This window comes from Oceanobacillus zhaokaii (assembly GCF_003352005.1).
Taxonomy (GTDB): Bacteria; Bacillota; Bacilli; order Bacillales; family Amphibacillaceae; genus Oceanobacillus; species Oceanobacillus zhaokaii.
On record NZ_CP024848.1, the window covers coordinates 2,484,702 to 2,504,460 of the forward strand.

The 19,759-nt window shown below is 37.6% G+C and carries 16 protein-coding genes and 1 other annotated feature; of the genes, 9 read left to right on the forward strand and 7 right to left on the reverse strand.

What is annotated here, in order from left to right:
• The first annotated feature begins 218 nt into the window (after positions 1–218).
• Complete coding sequence (gene rpsD, locus CUC15_RS12665) at positions 219–821, forward strand: 30S ribosomal protein S4 (RefSeq protein WP_114917005.1); 603 nt, start codon at positions 219–221, stop codon at positions 819–821.
• A 167-nt stretch (positions 822–988) separates the two neighbouring features.
• On the opposite strand, the gene tyrS is transcribed toward rpsD, so the two are convergent.
• Positions 989–2,260: a tyrosine--tRNA ligase gene (gene tyrS, locus CUC15_RS12670; RefSeq protein ID WP_114917006.1), complete on the reverse strand. Its 1,272-nt coding sequence runs from the start codon at positions 2,258–2,260 to the stop codon at positions 989–991.
• Between the two features lie 59 nt (positions 2,261–2,319).
• Positions 2,320–2,551 (reverse strand) — a binding site (T-box leader).
• A gap of 131 nt (positions 2,552–2,682) precedes the next feature.
• On the opposite strand from tyrS, the gene CUC15_RS12675 reads away from it, so the two are divergent.
• The 7 genes from CUC15_RS12675 (at position 2,683) to CUC15_RS12705 (ending at position 11,835) form a co-directional block, all read left to right on the forward strand.
• Positions 2,683–5,598 (forward strand): transglycosylase domain-containing protein, encoded by a 2,916-nt coding sequence (locus tag CUC15_RS12675; RefSeq protein ID WP_114917007.1) that lies wholly within the window; start codon positions 2,683–2,685, stop codon positions 5,596–5,598.
• A gap of 319 nt (positions 5,599–5,917) precedes the next feature.
• Entirely contained in the window at positions 5,918–6,571 is a 654-nt protein-coding gene (locus CUC15_RS12680; protein WP_114917008.1) for a GNAT family N-acetyltransferase, read from the forward strand.
• A gap of 1 nt (position 6,572) precedes the next feature.
• The gene (locus tag CUC15_RS12685) at positions 6,573–7,223 is read left to right on the forward strand and encodes an acetoin utilization AcuB family protein (RefSeq protein WP_114917009.1); all 651 of its coding nucleotides are present in this window, start codon (positions 6,573–6,575) and stop codon (positions 7,221–7,223) included.
• Entirely contained in the window at positions 7,220–8,380 is a 1,161-nt protein-coding gene (locus CUC15_RS12690) for an acetoin utilization protein AcuC (RefSeq protein ID WP_114917010.1), read from the forward strand. Before CUC15_RS12685 ends, CUC15_RS12690 begins: the two co-directional genes overlap by 4 nt.
• A 708-nt stretch (positions 8,381–9,088) precedes the next feature.
• Positions 9,089–10,561, forward strand: a complete 1,473-nt coding sequence (locus CUC15_RS12695) for a UDP-N-acetylmuramoyl-L-alanyl-D-glutamate--2,6-diaminopimelate ligase (protein ID WP_114917011.1) — start codon at positions 9,089–9,091, stop codon at positions 10,559–10,561.
• A gap of 31 nt (positions 10,562–10,592) precedes the next feature.
• Positions 10,593–11,327 (forward strand): cysteate racemase, encoded by a 735-nt coding sequence (gene cuyB / locus CUC15_RS12700; RefSeq protein WP_114917012.1) that lies wholly within the window; start codon positions 10,593–10,595, stop codon positions 11,325–11,327.
• A 289-nt stretch (positions 11,328–11,616) separates the two neighbouring features.
• Positions 11,617–11,835 (forward strand): hypothetical protein, encoded by a 219-nt coding sequence (locus CUC15_RS12705; RefSeq protein ID WP_114917013.1) that lies wholly within the window; start codon positions 11,617–11,619, stop codon positions 11,833–11,835.
• A 196-nt stretch (positions 11,836–12,031) separates the two neighbouring features.
• Here CUC15_RS12705 and motS read toward each other — a convergent pair whose 3' ends face one another.
• The 4 genes from motS to CUC15_RS12725 form a co-directional block, all read right to left on the reverse strand.
• Positions 12,032–12,811, reverse strand: coding sequence for a flagellar motor protein MotS (gene motS, locus CUC15_RS12710; RefSeq protein ID WP_114917014.1), 780 nt, complete (start codon positions 12,809–12,811; stop codon positions 12,032–12,034).
• Positions 12,801–13,628, reverse strand: coding sequence for a flagellar motor protein MotP (gene motP / locus CUC15_RS12715; RefSeq protein ID WP_114917015.1), 828 nt, complete (start codon positions 13,626–13,628; stop codon positions 12,801–12,803). Before motP ends, motS begins: the two co-directional genes overlap by 11 nt.
• Before the next feature lie 190 nt (positions 13,629–13,818).
• Positions 13,819–14,814 (reverse strand): catabolite control protein A, encoded by a 996-nt coding sequence (gene ccpA, locus CUC15_RS12720; RefSeq protein ID WP_114917016.1) that lies wholly within the window; start codon positions 14,812–14,814, stop codon positions 13,819–13,821.
• 222 nt (positions 14,815–15,036) lie between these two features.
• Complete coding sequence (locus CUC15_RS12725; protein WP_114917017.1) at positions 15,037–16,110, reverse strand: bifunctional 3-deoxy-7-phosphoheptulonate synthase/chorismate mutase; 1,074 nt, start codon at positions 16,108–16,110, stop codon at positions 15,037–15,039.
• Between the two features lie 239 nt (positions 16,111–16,349).
• Between CUC15_RS12725 and pilM the strand changes: the two genes are divergently transcribed.
• Entirely contained in the window at positions 16,350–18,482 is a 2,133-nt protein-coding gene (gene pilM, locus CUC15_RS12730; RefSeq protein WP_114917018.1) for a cell division protein FtsA, read from the forward strand.
• Between the two features lie 89 nt (positions 18,483–18,571).
• Here pilM and CUC15_RS12735 read toward each other — a convergent pair whose 3' ends face one another.
• Positions 18,572–19,105, reverse strand: coding sequence for a YtxH domain-containing protein (locus CUC15_RS12735; RefSeq protein ID WP_114917019.1), 534 nt, complete (start codon positions 19,103–19,105; stop codon positions 18,572–18,574).
• A gap of 18 nt (positions 19,106–19,123) precedes the next feature.
• Entirely contained in the window at positions 19,124–19,528 is a 405-nt protein-coding gene (locus CUC15_RS12740; protein ID WP_341457210.1) for a DUF948 domain-containing protein, read from the reverse strand.
• Positions 19,529–19,759: the final 231 nt, after the last annotated feature.

The following is a 19,759-nucleotide window of genomic DNA, read 5'->3' on the forward strand; positions in this document are numbered from 1 at the left end:
TATACTAGTCGTTGTGTAAATTAATAAGGTAGCCTAGTGTGTTCGACGCTTGAACCCATTTTGTTCCTCTAGAAGGGCAGAAGATGCCCAATAATTTCGAGGTGTATCGTGTAACTCTTTGCTGCTGGAGCGATGGTACATGAAAACATAATGGACAACGTTAAGAATACGGTCATTTTATTTTTATACAAAATAAAATATAAAGGAGGAAATGTCCTATGTCACGTTATACTGGATCAGTATGGAAAAAATCACGTCGTCTTGGCATTTCATTAACTGGAACTGGTAAGGAATTAGATAAACGCCCTTACGCTCCTGGTCAACATGGACCGAACCAAAGAAAGAAACAATCTGAATACGGCTTACAATTACAAGAGAAGCAAAAACTTCGCTTCACTTACGGACTTAACGAACGTCAATTCCGTAACTTGTTTGACAAAGCTGGTAAACAAAAAGGTATTCATGGTGAGAACTTCATGATCTTACTTGAATCACGTCTTGATAACCTTGTTTACCGTCTTGGTCTTGCTCGTACTCGTCGTCAAGCACGTCAATTAGTAAACCATGGTCATATCTTGGTTGATGGATCACGCGTTGATATCCCATCATACCTTGTTAAACCTGGTCAAGTAATTGCTGTTCGCGAACGTTCACAAAAGCTTGATATCATCAAAGAAGCAATTGAAGTAAACAACTTTGTTCCTGAATATACAACATTTGATGCTGATAAATTAGAAGGAACTTTCACTCGTTTACCAGAACGCTCTGAACTTCCAGCAGAAATTAACGAAGCGCTTATCGTTGAGTTCTACTCTCGTTAATTTTAGAACTATTTATTTTAAAAACCTTAGAGACTTTATGTTTCTAAGGTTTTTTGCTTTTTAATAGTTTGATTAGAAATCCCATCATAATATAGAAACACTGAACTGATTAAAGGAATAATAAAAGAAGCACGAACAAGTTTCTCCAACTTGTCCGTGCCCTCTTCTTAATTAAAGTTAACCAAAGAATATTTCTTCTTCCCGCGACGAATAATCGTAAATGTATCCTCAATACGATCATCTGCCGTTACAACATAACTTACTTCCTGCTGCCTCTCACCATTAATGTAGATAGCACCATTTTGAATATCTTCTCTCGCCTGTCTTTTCGATGGAGAAATCTTAGCATTTACGAGAAGGTCAACTAAGCCAATCTCTTCTTTTGCCGACTCAAATGTTGGTACATCTTTAAAGCCCTGCTCAATATCGCTTCCTGACAACTGTTTCAAATCGCCACTGAATAATGCATCAGAAATCTTCTGCGCTTGAAGAAGTGCTTCCTCACTGTGAACTACTTTTACCATTTCTTCAGCCAATCGTTTTTGTGCAACACGATTTTCCGGACGGTTGTCGACTTCCTCTTGTAATGCATTAATTTCTTCAGCATCTAGAAACGTAAAGTAGTTAATGAACTTAATAACATCACGATCATCGGTATTAATCCAGAATTGGTAAAATTCATATGGTGTTGTCTTTTCAGCATCAAGCCAAATCGCTCCACCAGCAGATTTACCGAATTTCGTACCATCTGCCTTTGTAATTAGTGGTACAGTGAGACCGAATACTTTAATTTCCTCGTCTTGATTTTCTCTTGAACGACGAATTAATTCCATTCCAGCAGTAATATTTCCCCACTGGTCACTGCCACCAATTTGTAATGTACAGTTCTCTGTTTCGTTTAGTTTCAAGTAATCAAGTGATTGCAGAAGCATGTAGCTGAACTCGGTGAACGAAATCCCGTTTTCGATCCGCGATGCAACAGAATCCTTTGCAAGCATGTAATTGATGCTAAAATGCTTCCCTGTATCACGAAGAAAATCGATAACAGTTGTATTTCCTAGCCATTCAAAGTTATTTCTAGAAACAACCGGGTTCTCTCCTTCGCCAGACGCGACTAATTTTGCGATTTGCTGCTGAATTTTATCTACAAAGCCATGAACTGTATCTGTCGTATTTAAAGATCTTTCCGTCGAGCGGCCACTAGGATCACCAATCATTCCTGTCCCACCGCCAACAAGTGCAATCGGTTTATGCCCTGCCTTTTGAAAACGCTTCAGCATTGTTAAGGGAACTAAATGACCAATATGTAAGCTATCCGCTGTTGGGTCAAATCCGCAGTATAAAGTAACTTGATTCGTTGCTAGGTGCGCAGCAAGCCCTTCTCTATCTGTCACCTGTTGAATTAGCCCACGATTTTCTAAATCTTGTAAAATGTCCATTCCAATCACTCTCCATCACGATTATTTAAAGTAAAACAAAAAAACTCACCCCTATCGAAAAAAGGGACGAGTTTAACACGCGGTACCACCCTTGTTGCTAATATATTAGCCACTTGGGATTGTTAACGATGTCTCCACCGTTTCAATTCATAGTCATTCACTCAAACGACATATGAAACTGAAAATGCTCCAGATTGTAATTCGCCTGCAAATGTATACTAGCTTCCACCAGCCGCTAGCTCTCTATCAAAGGGATTTGCAACACTACTCGGGTTCCTTCATCACATAAATAATATACAGTAAATTTCATATATCTATTCATACCATATTTGTAATCTGTTTGCAATGTATAGTTCGAAAATACTGTATAACAAAAATCGCTCTTATGCTATAATAATATAAGAATTTTAGGGGGTTTTTACATGAATTTTAAAGAATCGCTGCAAAAAGTTGCGACTAAAATAAAAGCATTGTGGAAAACAGGTAAGATTCAGCTAGCATCAAGGATTACATATGATGTTGCTTGGAGCGTCATTTTATTCTTTCTTATTACCGGTTTTATCGCTGTCTTCTTCATTGGCGGAATTGGCGCAGGTTATTTTGCATCTCTCGTAAAGGACGAGCCGCTCCGAAGTGCTGAAGAAATGGAAAAAGATATATACAATTATGAAGAAACATCAAAGCTGTATTTTGCGAATGATGTTTATTTTGGTGATGTAAGATCTGATTTATATCGTGAGGAAACAACATTAGAAAATATATCCCCTATCTTAACTAACGCTGTAATCGCAACAGAAGATGAATACTTTAGAGAACATAATGGAGTTGTTCCAAAGGCTATTTTGCGTGCATTATTACAGGAAGTGATGAACACCTCCGTACAAACAGGTGGCAGTACATTAACACAGCAATTAATCAAGAACCAAATTCTTACAAATGAGGTATCGTTCGAACGTAAAGCAAAAGAAATATTACTTGCCTTACGCTTAGAACAATTTTTCGATAAAGATGAAATATTAGAAGCATATTTAAACATCATTCCATATGGCCGGGATGCATCAGGTAGGAATATTGCCGGGATTCAGACTGCCGCTCAAGGAATATTTGGAATTAATGCGAATGAAGTAAACTTAGCGCAAGCTGCTTATTTGGCCGGTCTACCGCAAAGCCCCTCCGCCTACACTCCTTTTAAAAATGGTGGTGGACTAAAGGATGAGGCTGGGGTTCAACCAGGATTAAACCGAATGAAGACCGTGTTAAACCGAATGTTAGATATGAACTATATTACAGAAGATGAATATAACGAAGCCATTAACTATGATATCGTAGCAGATTTCACGGGTGGAGTCGATTCTCCTAATGAAATTTACCCATATTTAACAACCGAAATAGAAAAAAGAGCGAAAAGTATTATCAGAAATTATCTTGCAACAGAAGCAGGATACACAATGGAGGATTTAAGGAAAACAGACGGATTGCTTGAAGAGTACAATACACTAGCAGACCGTGCGTTGAGAATGAATGGTTATCAAATTCATACGACAGTAAATAAAGAAATCTATGATAAATTCCAGGAAGTTGCGAAGAATTTTACACAATATGGTCCTGACACTGTAACAACTGTAAAGACTGAGGATGGAGAAGCTCAAATCCAGCAGTCTGTTCAAGCAAGTGGCGTTTTAATTGAAAATAGTACAGGAAAAATCATTAGCTTTCTTGGTGGACGTGGATTCGATGAGGATAATCAAATCAATTACATGACCCGCCCACGTTCAAACGGAAGTACGATGAAGCCATTGCTTGCCTATGCACCAGCAATGGAAAAAGGGATCGTTCAACCTGGAACACCGATAGCAGACATTCCTACATCATGGGGAGGATATACTCCAGGAAACTTTGACCTAAGATTTCACGGAATACTTTCTGCTCGTGATAATTTAACGGATTCTTATAATATACCAGCTCTTAAAACATATGAGCGGGTGATGAATGATAATCCTGTAGATCAATACCTAAGGAAAATGGGTATTACAACACTAGCTGACGACGAATATGCGAATCTATCTCTCGCAATCGGGGGTACGTCAAAGGGGGTTACTCTCGAAGAAAATACGAATGCCTATGCAACATTTGCTAACAATGGACAATTTGTCGATGCCTATATGATTGATAGGATTACAACAGTAGATGGAGACGTTATTTATCAGCATGAAAGCAAACCTGTTCCAGTATTTTCACCGCAAACAAGTTATTTAACACTAGACATGATGCGTGATGTTATTTCCGAAGGATCTGCAGCATACTTAAATTCACAATTAAAGTATCGAAATGTTGATTGGGCAGGAAAAACTGGAACATCGCAAAACACAGAAAATGTGCAATTTGTTGCCTCTAATCCTAATGTAACGTTTGGTGCATGGATTGGTTATAAAACACCAGATTCATTAGTCTGTGAATCATGTGACCTGCATCATACGAATCGAAATATCAAGCTCTGGGCTGAACTTGTAAACGCGGCATCTGATATAAATCCGGAATTAATGGTACCTGCTGAGAACTTCGCACGACCAGATGGGATTGTTGAGCAAAGCTATTGTTCTATTTCAGGAATGCTTCCATCTGATCTATGTTCCAGAGCAGGACTCGTTAAGACGGATCTCTTTAATGCCAAGTTTGTCCCTACACAACGAGATGACAGTTTAATTACGGGAAGACAAGTAATTGTTAATGGAAAATCTGTATTAGCAGGTGCAAAAACACCAGCTGAATTTGTCCAAGGTGATGGCTTGACATTCAATCCAGAATTTTTGAAGCGGAATGGCTATGATCGCCTATCCGATCTTACCCAGCTCTTCCCAGCAGCTGAGCGAAGTAAATGGGAAAAAATCGGCATCCCAAGTGCGAGTATTGGCAGCTCGGTTTCAGATGACGGTAAAGCACCAGGTGCTCCTACTTCCGTTACGAAATCAGGTAGTAACTTAACATGGAAAATACCTGGCAGTAAAGATGTAGTTGGTTACCGTATCTATCGTGCAGAAAAGCCTGGTGGTAAGTTTACGAAGATTGGACAAACAACATCAACGTCCTATTCAATCGGAAACGGTGCTGGAGTATATCATGTAAAAGCAGTTGATTATTTCGGCTTAGAATCCGCCGCATCTAAGGAAGTAGCAGTTGGTGCTCCAAAAGTCGAGCTTCCGGAAAAGCCTGAAAAAGCAGAAGAAGAGAAACCGGAAGAAGAGAAAACAGAAGAAGATAGCGGGGAAGAAACTGCAGAAGAAACAAGTGAAGACACCCCACCTGCTGAAGAAAACGCAGAAAATAGCGACACCGAGTAAACACGTAGAGAAGCAATCCGCTTCTCTATTTTTTTGTAGTTAAGAAAATATAAAAACTTCATTATCCTAATAATAAAGTTAGCCCGAATTTAGAATTGGCAATGTTTTTTCCGCTAAATACTAGTGCATTTTAGGGAAACGTTAAGTCTTCGTCAGAAAAGACCTCCGCATTTTTAAAGAATCTCTCGCCTTCCAGAAATCATTAATGATCCTCCAATAAATTAACCCGATAAATAACTTTCAAAAAATACTAAAAATTTCTTTATAAATCCTGTATAATAGAGTTATGTAAGCGTATTACACTTTAGGTGGTGAAACAATGAAACACACTAAGACCTACAACCAACGAATCCTGGAAACTTCAAAAGGAGCCATTGTAATCGAAGGCCCGGTTGCTAGAAATGAATTGGAGCTATATCATTTCCATGAGCATTTGAAGGCATTCCGACCAGCACCGAAGCAATTTGAAGCAGTATTAGACATTGCGGACATTTCGGAAGGACGAATTATTATCGCTCGGACAGAGGATACCATTATCGGCTATGTAACATACTTGCACCCAGACCCTCTTGAAAGATGGTCCACCTTTAATATGCAGGATTTAATCGAGTTAGGTGCAATTGAAATCATTCCTGATTATCGCGGTGAAAGAGTCGGTTCAAGCCTCATCGAAGTTTCTATGCGCGATGAATATATGGAGAATTATATTATCATTTCCACCGAATATTATTGGCACTGGGATTTAACTGGTACTAACTTAAGCATTTGGAACTATCGTAAAGTGATGGAAAAAATGATGGCAGCAGGTGGTCTATTACCTGCACCTACCGATGATCCAGAGATAATCTCACATCCAGCAAACTGCTTGATGGTTCGTATCGGCAAAAATGTGCCCCAAGAGTCAATTGAAACATTCGACCTACTGCGTTTTCTTGGTCGTCATAAAAATCGTTCCATGAGGGAGGGTATTTAATATGTTAGTAGAAGAAATTATGACACAAGATGTCATTACATTGCCGCCCACTGCAACGATTGCACAGGGCTTGAGATTATTACAGGATTATCGAATTCGGCATATACCAATTGTAAATGAACAAAACCATGTGATTGGCATTGTTTCTGACCGTGATATTCGCGATGCGAGTCCTTCAATTTTCATAAGGAATAGCGATCACCAGGAATTACAAAATGAAATTCAGACCATTATGAGCAGTCCAGTTATTAGTGTGCATCCACTTGATTTTGTAGAGGAAATTGCCCGCGTTTTTCATGATAAGGAGATTGCCTGCCTTCCAGTTGTGCAAAATCATAAATTGGTTGGCGTCGTAACGGAAAAAGATATGCTGCACACATTAATTCAACTAACAGGAACAAATGTGCAAAGCTCGCTCATTGAAGTAAAAGTGCTTGATATCCCAGGAATGCTGCCAGGTGTAACAGCTATTCTAGGGAAACGCAATGTTAATATCGTATCCGTCTTAATCTATCCATATAAAGATGATCCTGATTATAAAATTCTCGTTTTCCGAATTCAAACGATGAATCCAACGCCCGTTATTCAAGATTTACGAAATGCTGGATATAATCTGCTTTGGCCGAACAACATTTCGGAGCCTAGACTATGACTAGAAATGCAACATTCGTTTTCTCTAATGATTATTTGCAATACCAGTTTAATCAGGACCATCCATTTAACCAGCAACGGGTTATTATGACAAAGGAATTACTTGAGTCGACTGCAATTTTAAAGGATCAGGATATTATCAAGCCACGATTTGCAACCGATGAGGAATTACTTTTATTTCATAACTTCCACTATATCGAAGCTGTTAAAAAGGCTGGAACAGGCAAGCTCAATAAGGAAGAAGGTTTACTTTATGGATTAGGGACAGAAGATACCCCTATATTTCCGAATATGCATGAAGCCGCGAGTCTCATAGTCGGGGGTTCTTTAACTGCAATAGATTCGGTATTGAACGGCGAATCTGACCATTCACTCAATCTCGGAGGTGGTCTCCATCATGGATTCAAACGGAAAGCATCTGGTTTTTGCATTTACAATGATGCTGCCATTGCGATTAAATACATTCGGGAAAACTATCATTTAAAAGTATTATATGTTGATACAGATGCACATCACGGTGATGGCGTACAGTCTGCTTTTTATGACGATCCGAATGTTTGTACTTTTTCAATCCACGAAACAGGACGATACCTCTTTCCTGGTACTGGTGAAGTGAACGAACGTGGAATAAAAGAAGGCCATGGCTACTCATTTAATTTACCAATCGATGCATTCACACAGGATGAATCTTTCATCGAAGTTTATGAATCCGCTTTCAATAATATAGCAGCCTTTTTTAAACCAGATGTTATTCTTACCCAAAATGGTGCAGATGCACATTGCTATGATCCTCTCACCCATTTATGTGGCACAATGGAAATTTATGAAAGAATACCTGCATTGGCACATGAGTTGGCACATACTTACTGCGACGGAAAATGGATTGCATTAGGTGGCGGTGGCTATGATATCTGGCGTGTTGTTCCGCGAGCATGGGCACAAATTTGGAATGTAATGAAGGTAGGACAAATCGCAGCCGGTGACCTGCCAGTGGAATGGCTGAAGAAATGGCAGCAGAAATCGCCAATTCCCCTCCCCCACCACTGGCATGATACAAGTGAAGCCTATCCAATTATACCAAGGAAAGAAGAAATTAATGAGAAAAACAAGAAGAACTTACAGCATATGTTAAAGTATACGAATAAATTTACTAGCTAGGAATTGTGCAAAACTCCCGTGAGTTGTAAGAAAAAACTAGGAAATAAACATTAGAATAAATTGGTATTATCGTTTTAAAAAGGAGAAGTCATATGAAATATTTAGAAGAAACTATAATTATTATATCTGTTTGTTGGATGATAATTTATTTGTATGGCTTATACCAATTAAATTCTGTCGCTTATAATCATTGGTTAATTTTTATACCAATACTATTAGTTTTATAGGGATTATTTATTTTTTGGAATAAAAAGAAATAGTTAATAATCAAAATTAATATTACTATCTAAAAAGGCTTAGAGAAATATCTCTAGGCCTTTACAGCGATTCTCTTAATTAAAAAACTTCATCTCAAATAAATTGTAAAGCAACTTTATTATTCCCATATGACCAAACAGTGTTTTCTATTAGTAGGTTATTATTAATTTTTTCAATCCACACCTGCTTTAATTTAGGAAAATGCTTCTGTCTTTAACTCTACTTAAGTATTAAAATCAATCCATGTTCATAGCTAATTGTTTGCATCCAATCGTGTGAACTTATCCCTCTCCTTGTTATTCTCAAATCCAATCAAGATTAGACAGACAAGCTAATTAAAGCTATAATAAATTAGATAAAGACCTTAATTGCTTTTTGCTGTAAATATGGTCGGAAAACTTGCTAGCACAGCGAAATATGTAATTAACACGTATGATAGGAGACGAAACAATGCTATTAACTTCAATTTTACAAGGCCTATCTTTTGATGTAATTCAAGGAGATATCAATCAAGAAATTCACTCCATCGCCTACGACTCCCGGGATGTACAAGCAAACAGCGTATTTGTTGCAATCTCTGGATTTTCTGTTGATGGACATAACTATATAGATAGCGCGATTGAACGTGGCGCTAGTATCATTATTGCAGAACGAAATATTAAAACAGATAAAGATGTGACGATTTTACAAGTTGCAAATACAAGAAATGCGTTAGCACTTATTTCTGCAAACTTCTATCAACATCCAACAGAAAAATTAAACTTAATCGGAATTACTGGAACGAACGGAAAAACGTCCATTTCCTATTTTATTAAATCCATTTATGAGGAAGCCAAGAAATCAATTGCCCTCATTGGTACAATAGGAACGGTAATAAATGACCAATTAATCCAAACAAAAAATACAACGCCAGAATCTCTAAATCTACAGCAATTCTTTGCAGCTATGCTAGAAGAAAACACGGAAAATTGCATGATGGAGGTTTCTTCCCATGCCCTCAATTTGGACCGGGTTGCCTATAGCAGATTTAATACAGGAATTTTTACGAACCTTACACCGGACCATCTTGAGTTGCACAAAAATATGGACGAGTATTTCGAAGCAAAAGCAAAATTATTTGAGATGACCGATTCTTGGAATATCATCAATGCAGACGACCCGTATGGAAGAAAACTCGCTGATCGAGTAAAAGACTATAATACGAAACTAGTCACTTATGGAATTCATAATCAAGCAGATATTTCTGCAACGGACATAGAATATTCTTTTAATCATACAATCTACACGGTGAACACACCTACAGAGAGCGTTAAGATTAAAGTAAACCTGCCTGGAGAAATCTATGTTTTAAATAGTTTAGCTGCCATTGCTTGTGCATATTACAATGGAATTCCTATCGAGGTCATCCAGCAAGGAATTAATCATGTAAAAGGAATTAAAGGCCGTCTTGAAGTAGTCTATGAAAAAGATGATTTCAAAGTAATTGTCGACTTCGCACATACAGAGGATGCATTGGCAAAAGCAATCAATACGTTAAGACCATTTGCAAAAGGTCGAATCATCCTTGTATTTGGCGTCTATGCAGACCTTAGCGAGGATGGAAAACAGAAATTTAATGGTATGGCCAAAGTTGCGTCAACGCTTGCTGATCTTTCCATTATCACATTGGACAACCCCAAACATCATGATCCAAATGTGATTATGAAAGAAACGATCGAGGCAATGGAGAAACATAATGGAACATATGAGGCAATCCCTGATCGTAAGGAAGCAATCGAACACGCGATTAACATTAGTAACGAAAATGACGTTATCCTAATTGCAGGAAAAGGACATGAAACAACACAAATTATCGGCAGCTTGGAAATTCCTTTTAATGAAAGGGAAATTGCCTTAGATGCTCTAGCAGCAAAAACATTTTAATGTAATCAATTCACATTTTGGTGGTGCAATCATGAAAGACAAAAAGTTAGGAATCATTGGTGGAATGGGACCTTTAGCAACAAAGGTTTTCTATGAAAAAATCATTAATCATACCGTGGCACATAAGGATCAGGACCATATTGATACAATCATCCTAAGTCACGCCACCCTCCCCGACCGTACCGAAGCAATATTACGTGGTGAGGGAAAGACTTTTTTAAATGCTGTTAAAAAAGATATTGAACTACTCGAACATGCTGGAGTTGCTAATATCGCAATCCCATGTAATACTTCCCATTATTTCTATGATGAAATGCAAGCAATGACAAAAATTAATATTATTAACATGATTCGTGAAACTGCAGAATATATTTATCACAAACATGGTAAAGGAAGTAAGGTCGGCATCCTAGCAACAAACGGTACAATCTCTACCGGAATTTATGAGAATGAATGTAGAAGAAGTGAGCTTGATCCCTTCCATCCGAACGAAGATACACAGGATAAAATAATGAACATCATTTATAACATTAAAGCAGATGTGAATTATCAACCAGATGGGCTCGAATCTTTGATACATGACTTAATAACAAAAGAAGAATGTGCTTGCGTTATCTTAGGCTGTACGGAATTATCTTCCGTCATTTTAAGTGAGGAAAGTAAAAAACATTGTATTGATCCGATGGAGATTTTAACAGAAAATGCAATACGATTATCTGAAAAACGTTCAAAACTATCGTTAATCGATGAGCAAGTATTTATCTGATTGGATTTTAAGTGTGCGTTCTAAAAAGGAGGATAAAAAGGACCGAGAAGTTCGAGGCGGCGTAGCTTTGAGTAGCGGGCTTCCACAGGATGTTGTGACTTCTATGTTGCCCACAGGACGTGGGCGGTTTTAATAGAAGTTCCTTAACTGTTTTAGTGTGAGCAAACGTTCTTGCACGCAGGAAAAGTGTCTTTCTTTTCTAAGGAACGGAAAAGCAAGCCAACGAAGAAATTCGATGTGTCATTTTTACCGGACTTTTTGAACATCTTCTAAAAAGGAGGAGATACTGTTGAAGCAACAAGACAAACAGAAGTTTGATAGCTTTCTCAAGGAATCATTCAAAAATGATGTTGTCGTCCGTGAATTGCGATTATCAGATCCCGAGGTAGGTTACCTTCAACAATCTTTTCCAAATGCTGAAATAAGCAGCATATCAAAGAATAAGCAACAAGACAAACAATGGTATAAAGTAACACTGCAAAAAGCACAGATACCGCAACACGTATAATAAAAATGACAGCCCTTATGAATATAAAGGCTGTCATTTTTTATTTATCGGTATGCATTGTTTGTTGCTGCTTATTAAACTGCGACATAAGCGGAATGTTGATTTCCGCTACGGACAGCGGCTTTCCACAGGATTCTTCGGAAGAATAGCCCTTCCGATGGATCTACAGCCGTTGCTATTTCTCTTAATACCTTTATTACGATTCCATATTTTCATCTAAGATAATAATCTCAACACGCCGATTCTTCGCCATATTTTCTGGAGTATCATTTTCTGTTAGTGGACGCAGCTCGCCATATCCAGCAATAGAGAAGCGCGATTCATCAATGTCATAGGATTCGGTAAAATAGCGAACAACACTGCTTGCACGTGCTCCTGAGAGCTCCCAGTTAGATGGATAGCGGAAACTATTCATCGGTCTGCTATCTGTATGTCCTTCCACTTTTACTTCATTTGGAATTTGCGAAAGTAATGTACCTATTCTTTGTAAAAATGGAATTCCAGCTTCTAGAATATCCGCTTCACCTGGATTAAAAAAGATACTGTCTTGAAGCACTAACTCCACACCACGGTCTGTACGATTCGCGGTTATTATCCCATTCAGGTCATGTTCATTTAAATATGCTTCGACATTATCTACCAATCCAGTTAATGAATCTGCTTCTTCTTCAGGCTGTTCTATGTCATTTTCAGTCTCCAAGTTGATTGGAACCTCAAACTCATTCATATCTTTTCCATTTTCCTCTATGCTCGTCTTATTTGCCGGGTATCCATTTGGGACAACAGATGGAAGGAAATCAAAAATCATTCTATTTTGAAATGATTCAGAAACTGCATTTAATCTTGTCTGATCAACCTGTGACATGGAAAATAGCAAAACGAAAAACACTAAAATCAATGTAATCATATCTGAATATGTAACCATCCATTTTGGTGAACCATTATTAGCTGATTTCCTAATTTGTCTACGCTTCATTGATACCGTTCCCAACAAACGCTGAATCATCTTTAGGGTCTTTCTGCTTTACCAGCGTTCTTTTAGGCAGAAAGGCACTTAGCTTCTCTTCCAATATTCGTGGATTTTGACCGGATTGAACACCGATAATTCCCTCGATAATAATCTGCTTAATAAAGACTTCTTCCTCTGTTTTCGCCTCTAGCTTACTTGACATCGGCAGAAAGAATAAATTCGCTAATACCGTTCCATAAAGCGTTGTCAGTAATGCAACGGCCATACTAGGTCCAAGCGCAGATGCATCGTCTAAATCATTTAGCATTAATACAAGGCCAATTAACGTACCAATCATTCCCCAAGCTGGTGCATACTCCCCTGCTTTTTCAAATAAAACTCTACCTTTATAATGACGGTCTTCCATTGCCGTAATTTCTGCTTCCATAATATCCTTGATAACTTCTGGTTCTACCCCATCCACAGCAAGCAGGAAGCCTTTTCGTATGAATTTATCCTCAATCTCTGTTATTTCAGATTCAAGTGAAAGAATGCCTTCTCTTCTTGCACGATCAGATAATTGGATGAAAAGCCGTACTAATCCATAAAGCTCCTGTTCATGTTTATGAAAAGCCTGCTTAAAAATATTTCCAGCCAATTTAATTTGTTCGAGTTTAAACGTAATCATCATCGAGCCAATGACCCCACCGATAACAATGAAGATAGATGGGATATCTAAAAATGATGCGAGGCCTTCGCTTCCCCCACTTGATAGAATCGCGAGCATAATCATAATAAAACCTACAGTAATGCCGATAGGAGTCAATATATCACGTTTTCTCATCATTAAATCTCCCTCAAATTAATATACAAATGTAAGAAAGCCACCAAAGTCATATTGGAAGCTTATTTTTATAGAAGAAAGTATAACAACTTTCTTAACGAAGTAGTGCAACTAAGGCTGTCACCAAAAAAACGGTGAAACCTCAGTTTTCTTACATCGCATTCGTATATTTCTTATATCGGCATTCTAATTATAAAGTTGAATCTCTTACTTCAATTCGATGTGGTAATGTAACATTTTTTTCTGTTACTTCTTCTTTATTCATATATTTCGTAAGCAGTCGCATTGCTACCGCACCAATATCATACATCGGCTGAACAACCGTTGATAAAGTTGGACGAACCATTGTTGCAAGTCTTGTATTGTCAAACCCAAATACTTGTACATCCTCTGGAACTTTTAGACCTGAATCTTGTACACCATGGATAACTCCTAACGCCATTTCATCTGCAGCAACAAAGATTGCAGATGGTAATTTCCCAAGCTCTGCAAGTTGTTTAACAGCATCTAGTCCAGACTCATAAGAATAATCACCCTTCACGATTAAATCCTCATTCAGTGTGATAGATGCTTCTTCCAATGCACGTTTATAGCCATTGTACTTGTATTGGTCCACTGTTGTTTCTAATGTACCACTCACAAATGCAGGGTGTTTATTCCCTTTTTCAATTAAATATTTTGTTGCTTCATATGCAGCTGCTTCATAATCGATATTTACAGCAGCAATTGATTGCGTATCATCATACGTAGATGCTAGTACGACAGGTACATTGGCAGTATTAAATTGATTAATATGCTCTTCAGTAATTGTTCCACCCATGAACAGAATGCCGTCTACTTGTTTTTCAAACATTGTATTGATTAATTTTAATTCATTCTCTTTATTTTGGTCAGAGTTACTTAAAATGATATTGTATTTATACATTCTCGCAATATCTTCTATTCCACGTGCCAATTCAGAGAAGAAGATGCTTGAAATATCAGGAATAATTGCACCAACGGTTGTTGTTTTCTTACTTGCTAATCCACGTGCAACGGCATTTGGACGATATCCTAGTCGCTCAATCGTTGCCTGCACTTTCTTACGTGTTGTTGGTTTTACGTTCGGGTTGCCATTCACTACTCGGGAAACGGTAGCCATGGACACGTTTGCTTCTCTTGCTACATCATATATTGTTATATTCATGTTTCATTACCTCCTAATATTGTTCCAAGCCCATTTCTTTTATCTTATCATACTCTACCACGTAAAAAATTACAAAACATAAAGCAAAAATAATCTTTAACTTACTGGTAAATGGACATTTATTCGGGCTTTCTTATTATTTGTAGCTAGTTAAATTAAATGCAAAAAGCTAATCATTGATGTAATGATTAGCTTCTCACATTTTATATAGAGTGGTTGGTTTTATCTAAGTCGTCTATCTAAATCTGTTATTTCCTCAAAGAATTTATCGAATGTTGGAATATCCATTTGCTGAGCAGAGTCAGAAAGTGCAACTGCTGGATCTGGATGTACTTCTGCCATGACTCCGTCTGCACCAATAGCAATTGCTGCTTTTGCCGTCGGAAGAAGTAAATCACGACGTCCAGTTGAATGCGTAACATCAACCATTACAGGTAAATGCGTTTCTTGTTTCAATACAGGAACCGCTGAAATATCTAATGTATTACGTGTTGCTGTTTCATAGGTGCGAATTCCGCGTTCACATAAAATAATATTTCCATTTCCGCGTGACATAATATATTCAGCTGCATTGATAAATTCTGAGATTGTTGCTGATAATCCACGTTTTAATAGCACTGGTTTATCTACTTCCCCTGCTGCCTTTAATAACTCGAAGTTCTGCATGTTTCGGGCACCAATTTGAATGACATCTAAGTATTCAATCGCTTGTTCGATATGTGCAGGATTTACAATTTCACTAATTACAGCCAAATCGTATTCATCTGCTACTCTTCTAAGAATCTGTAAACCTTCTATTCCTAGACCTTGGAAGTCATATGGAGAAGTTCTTGGCTTGAATGCGCCACCTCTTAAAAGTTTTAGCCCCTTGCTTTGCAATACTTTTCCAACTGCAGCAGTTTGTTCGTAGCTTTCGACTGCACATGGACCAAATACAAAATGAGTATTGCCGTCACCAACTTTTTCCCCTTTTATTTCAACTACTGTATTATCCGCTTTCTTCTTACGTGAAACGAGTAATGCTTTGCGATGATCGTCTTCCTGTAACTCTAATCCTGCTTTAAAGATTTCCTTGAAAATATGTTCAATCGTAGAATTTTCAAAGGGACCATTATTTTTCGATGTGATTAGATTTAACATTTCACGTTCTCTAATTGGATCAAATCGATACATACTTTGCTTGCTCTTCACTTGGCCAATTTGTTGAACAAGTGCTGCACGATTATTGATTAGTTCAAGTATTTCTAGATTAACTTCATCTAATTGATTTCTTAATTGATCCATTTCATTACTCATTTCATATACGCCCCCAGATGATTTTATATTATAATAATTAGAGACAATTATAGCTAAAATATTATCATTTGTCACCCTAAACTTGTAGTATAATAGAAATAATCAATCAATTTATATAATAATTTGACGAAAAATAGACATGTTAATTGTTGCTATCTAGCCAATGAAAGCGCAATTAGATAAATTTAAAATTTTAAAATATATTTGATTAATTTCGCAACTTATAGAGGAGTATTTCAATGGAGAACCAGATTTTTGCTTTAGATATCGGTACGAGAACCGTTACTGGAATTATTTTAGAACAACAAGAAGAGAAGTATGCTGTTGTCGATTATTACATAAAAGAACATCGAGACAGGTCGATGCTCGATGGACAAATCCATAATGTGATTGCGGTCGCTGACGTAATTAGAGAAGTGCGAGAAGAGCTGGAGAAACGTACAGGTTCAACATTACATAAAGTTTGTGTAGCAGCTGCTGGGAGATCCTTAAGAACGGTAGAATCCACTGCAGTTATCCCATTAAATCAACAAATGATCACTGATAAAGAAACGATAAAGCACATTGAGCTAAGCGCTGTGCAAACAGCCCAAGTGAAACTAGCTGAGCTTGAGAAGAATAATGATTACTCCAATTATTATTGTGTTGGCTATTCTGTCCTTCAGTACACGATTGATAATGAAAAAATCGGCTCCCTCATCGACCAAAGCGGGGAGGCTGCTGCTGTAGAAATCATCGCCACCTTCCTTCCTAAAGTGGTCGTTGAATCTCTACTTGCTGCACTCGCACGTGCCGATATTGAGATGGAAGCATTAACGCTAGAGCCTATAGCAGCAATCAATGTATTGATACCAGAATCGATGAGAAGATTAAATGTCGCATTGGTCGATATTGGAGCAGGAACAAGTGATATCGCGATAACGGATCGCGGTACGGTCGTTGCATACGGTATGGTGCCAGTTGCAGGTGATGAAATAACCGAAGCGATTAGCGATCAGTACTTACTCGACTTTCCAGAGGCAGAACAAACGAAGCGAAGGATTGTTAATAAAGGAAAAGCTACTGTCCAGGATATATTAGGTTTTGAAACAGTCATTACATATGACGCGCTAGTGAAGGATGTTAAAAGTCAAGTAAAAAAACTAGCCAAATCAATTACAAAAGAAATTTTCCAATTAAATGGAAAGGCACCAAAAGCAGTGATGTTAGTAGGTGGTGGAAGCTTAACACCGGAATTACCAACAATACTAGCAGAAAAATTACAGCTCCCTGCCAATCGGGTTGCTGTTCGAGGAATTGATGCAATCCAAAGCCTAATGCAAAATGATAGTATACCAAAAGGTCCAGATTTTATTACGCCAATTGGGATTGCAATCGCTGCTAAGCAAAATCCAATTCATTATATCAGTATCCATGTCAATGCAAAATTGATTCGACTATTTGAAATGAAACAATTAACGGTTGGTGATTGTCTCGTACAAGCAGGTATCGTAATAAATAAATGGTACGGAAAGCCTGGAAATGCCTCGATTATAAATCTTAATGGGCAAGCAATCACGATACCAGGAAAATATGGTACAGCCCCAGTCATCACGCTGAATAGTCAAGCGGCAGGTGTCGAGGACATCGTCCATCATCAGGATGAAATTGCGATTTCAAAGGGGGCGGATGGAAATGGTGCAGATGTAACCCTTGGTGAACTGATTGGTGAAGTCCCATCACTTAAGATTCAATTTAATCAGCAGCTTACGGAAATCAAACCTATAATCTATGTAAATAAGAGGATAAAGAATTGGGATTATCATGTGCAGGATAATGATGATATTGTGATTGAAGAGGTCAAGACAATAGAAGATTTCCTTAGAAACAGTACAAGTCATATGGTCAGTGAAACTGAAGTCTTTATGATCTACGTTAATATCGAAGCAATAAATCTTGATGTTGGGGCAACTCAGTATTATCTTAACGGAAGGCAAGTTAGCATCGACCACCCATTAAGACAGCATGATCAGCTTATCATAAGCGATGCAAGAACACCGACAGTTCGTGACCTATTAACAAAGGTTGGCCTTGACTTTTGGCAAACGATTAAAATTACTTTCAATGGCAAGGTTATTCATTTACAACAGCCTATTTTACGCATCCTGCGTGACGGAGTGGAATTACATGAAGATAATGTCATAAGTCGATTAGAACGGCTGGAAATAAAGGAGCGCCCACCTGAACCTTTTATTTTCCAGGATGTGTTTCGTTATGTAGACATTGATTTAGACCAAATCAGTGGAAAATTTAAATTATATAAAAATGAGCAGCCAACAAGCTTTGACGTACCAATTGAAGATGGAGATGCGCTTGCATTAAGATGGGATTAAGTCAGAAATGTATTCGCTTGGCTTAAGTAAACAAATGGAAGGCAAACAAAGAGCTACAGCCCGTTCAAGCTGTAGCTTCATTAATTTTATTATTTTTGTGGTTGGCTTACTTTTGTTTGAGCCTTATTCGCTGCTTTTTGTGTAGAGTTATTAACATTTTTTGCTGCTTCTTGGGTTTTTTCGTTTATATTTTTTGTTACTGCTTGAGCTTTCTCATTAGCATTCTTCGTTAATTCTTCTGTTTTTCCATTGACGTTTTTTGCTAATTCCTCAGATTTGTTGCTAACATTTTTACTTAACTCTTTCGTCTTTTCAGCTACAGTCTTTGTTAAATCCTGTGTCTTTTGCGCAACATTTTTTGATACTTGTGATGTTGTATCCATTGCTTTTTTACGTAAATCAGATCCTGTTGTGAATGCTTTATCTTTCCAATCAGAACCTTTTTCTTGTGCAATATCTTTCCAACCACTTGCACGATATTTCATTTGGGTTGCACCTTGATTAAGGTCGCCTCTTAATTGTCTGCCTGTTTTTGGAGCGAATAATAACGCTACAGAAGCACCTACAATCGTTCCAACTAATGTTCCAATTAAAAAGTCTTTTGTATTAATATTATCAGCCATTTCTATTCCTCCTAAAGTTTATTTCTTTTTGCTTTTTCTATTGTTAACAAAATCAAAGATTGTTGCTCCCCATTTAACTGCTTCAGCAGCTTTTGCTTGGTCTTCTTTAGATGTTCGTGAAATGCTTTGGGAAAGATCGTTCAATGCTTCATTGAACCCTCTTACCGAATCACCAACACCTTTAGCTCCATCAAAAAGATTATTTAATTTCGCTGACTTCTTATTCATATCATCTGCTAATTCATTCGTTTTATTAAGTAATTCTTTAGTTTCTGTCGTAACACCTTGAATTTGTGTCTCTAATCCTTTTAATGTGGTAGACACTTCTCCCATGGTCTCTTTCGCTGCCTTCAATGTAATAATGACATAAATTACTAAAACCACAAATGCTATAGCTGCAATAATCGCAGCAAGATACAACATCACTTCCACGTAAGATTCAACCCCTTTTTCAAAAATATTTTTCTACTAGTGCAATTGGAATAAATAGTTGCGGTTTGCTAAAGCTTTTAGAGGATGTTCTAAAAGTCCGGTATAAATGACACATTGAATTTCTTGGTTGGCTTGCTTTTCCGTTCCTTGGAAAAGAAAGACACTTTTCCTGCGTGCAAGAACGTTTGCTCACACTAAAACAGTTAAGGAACTTCTATTAAA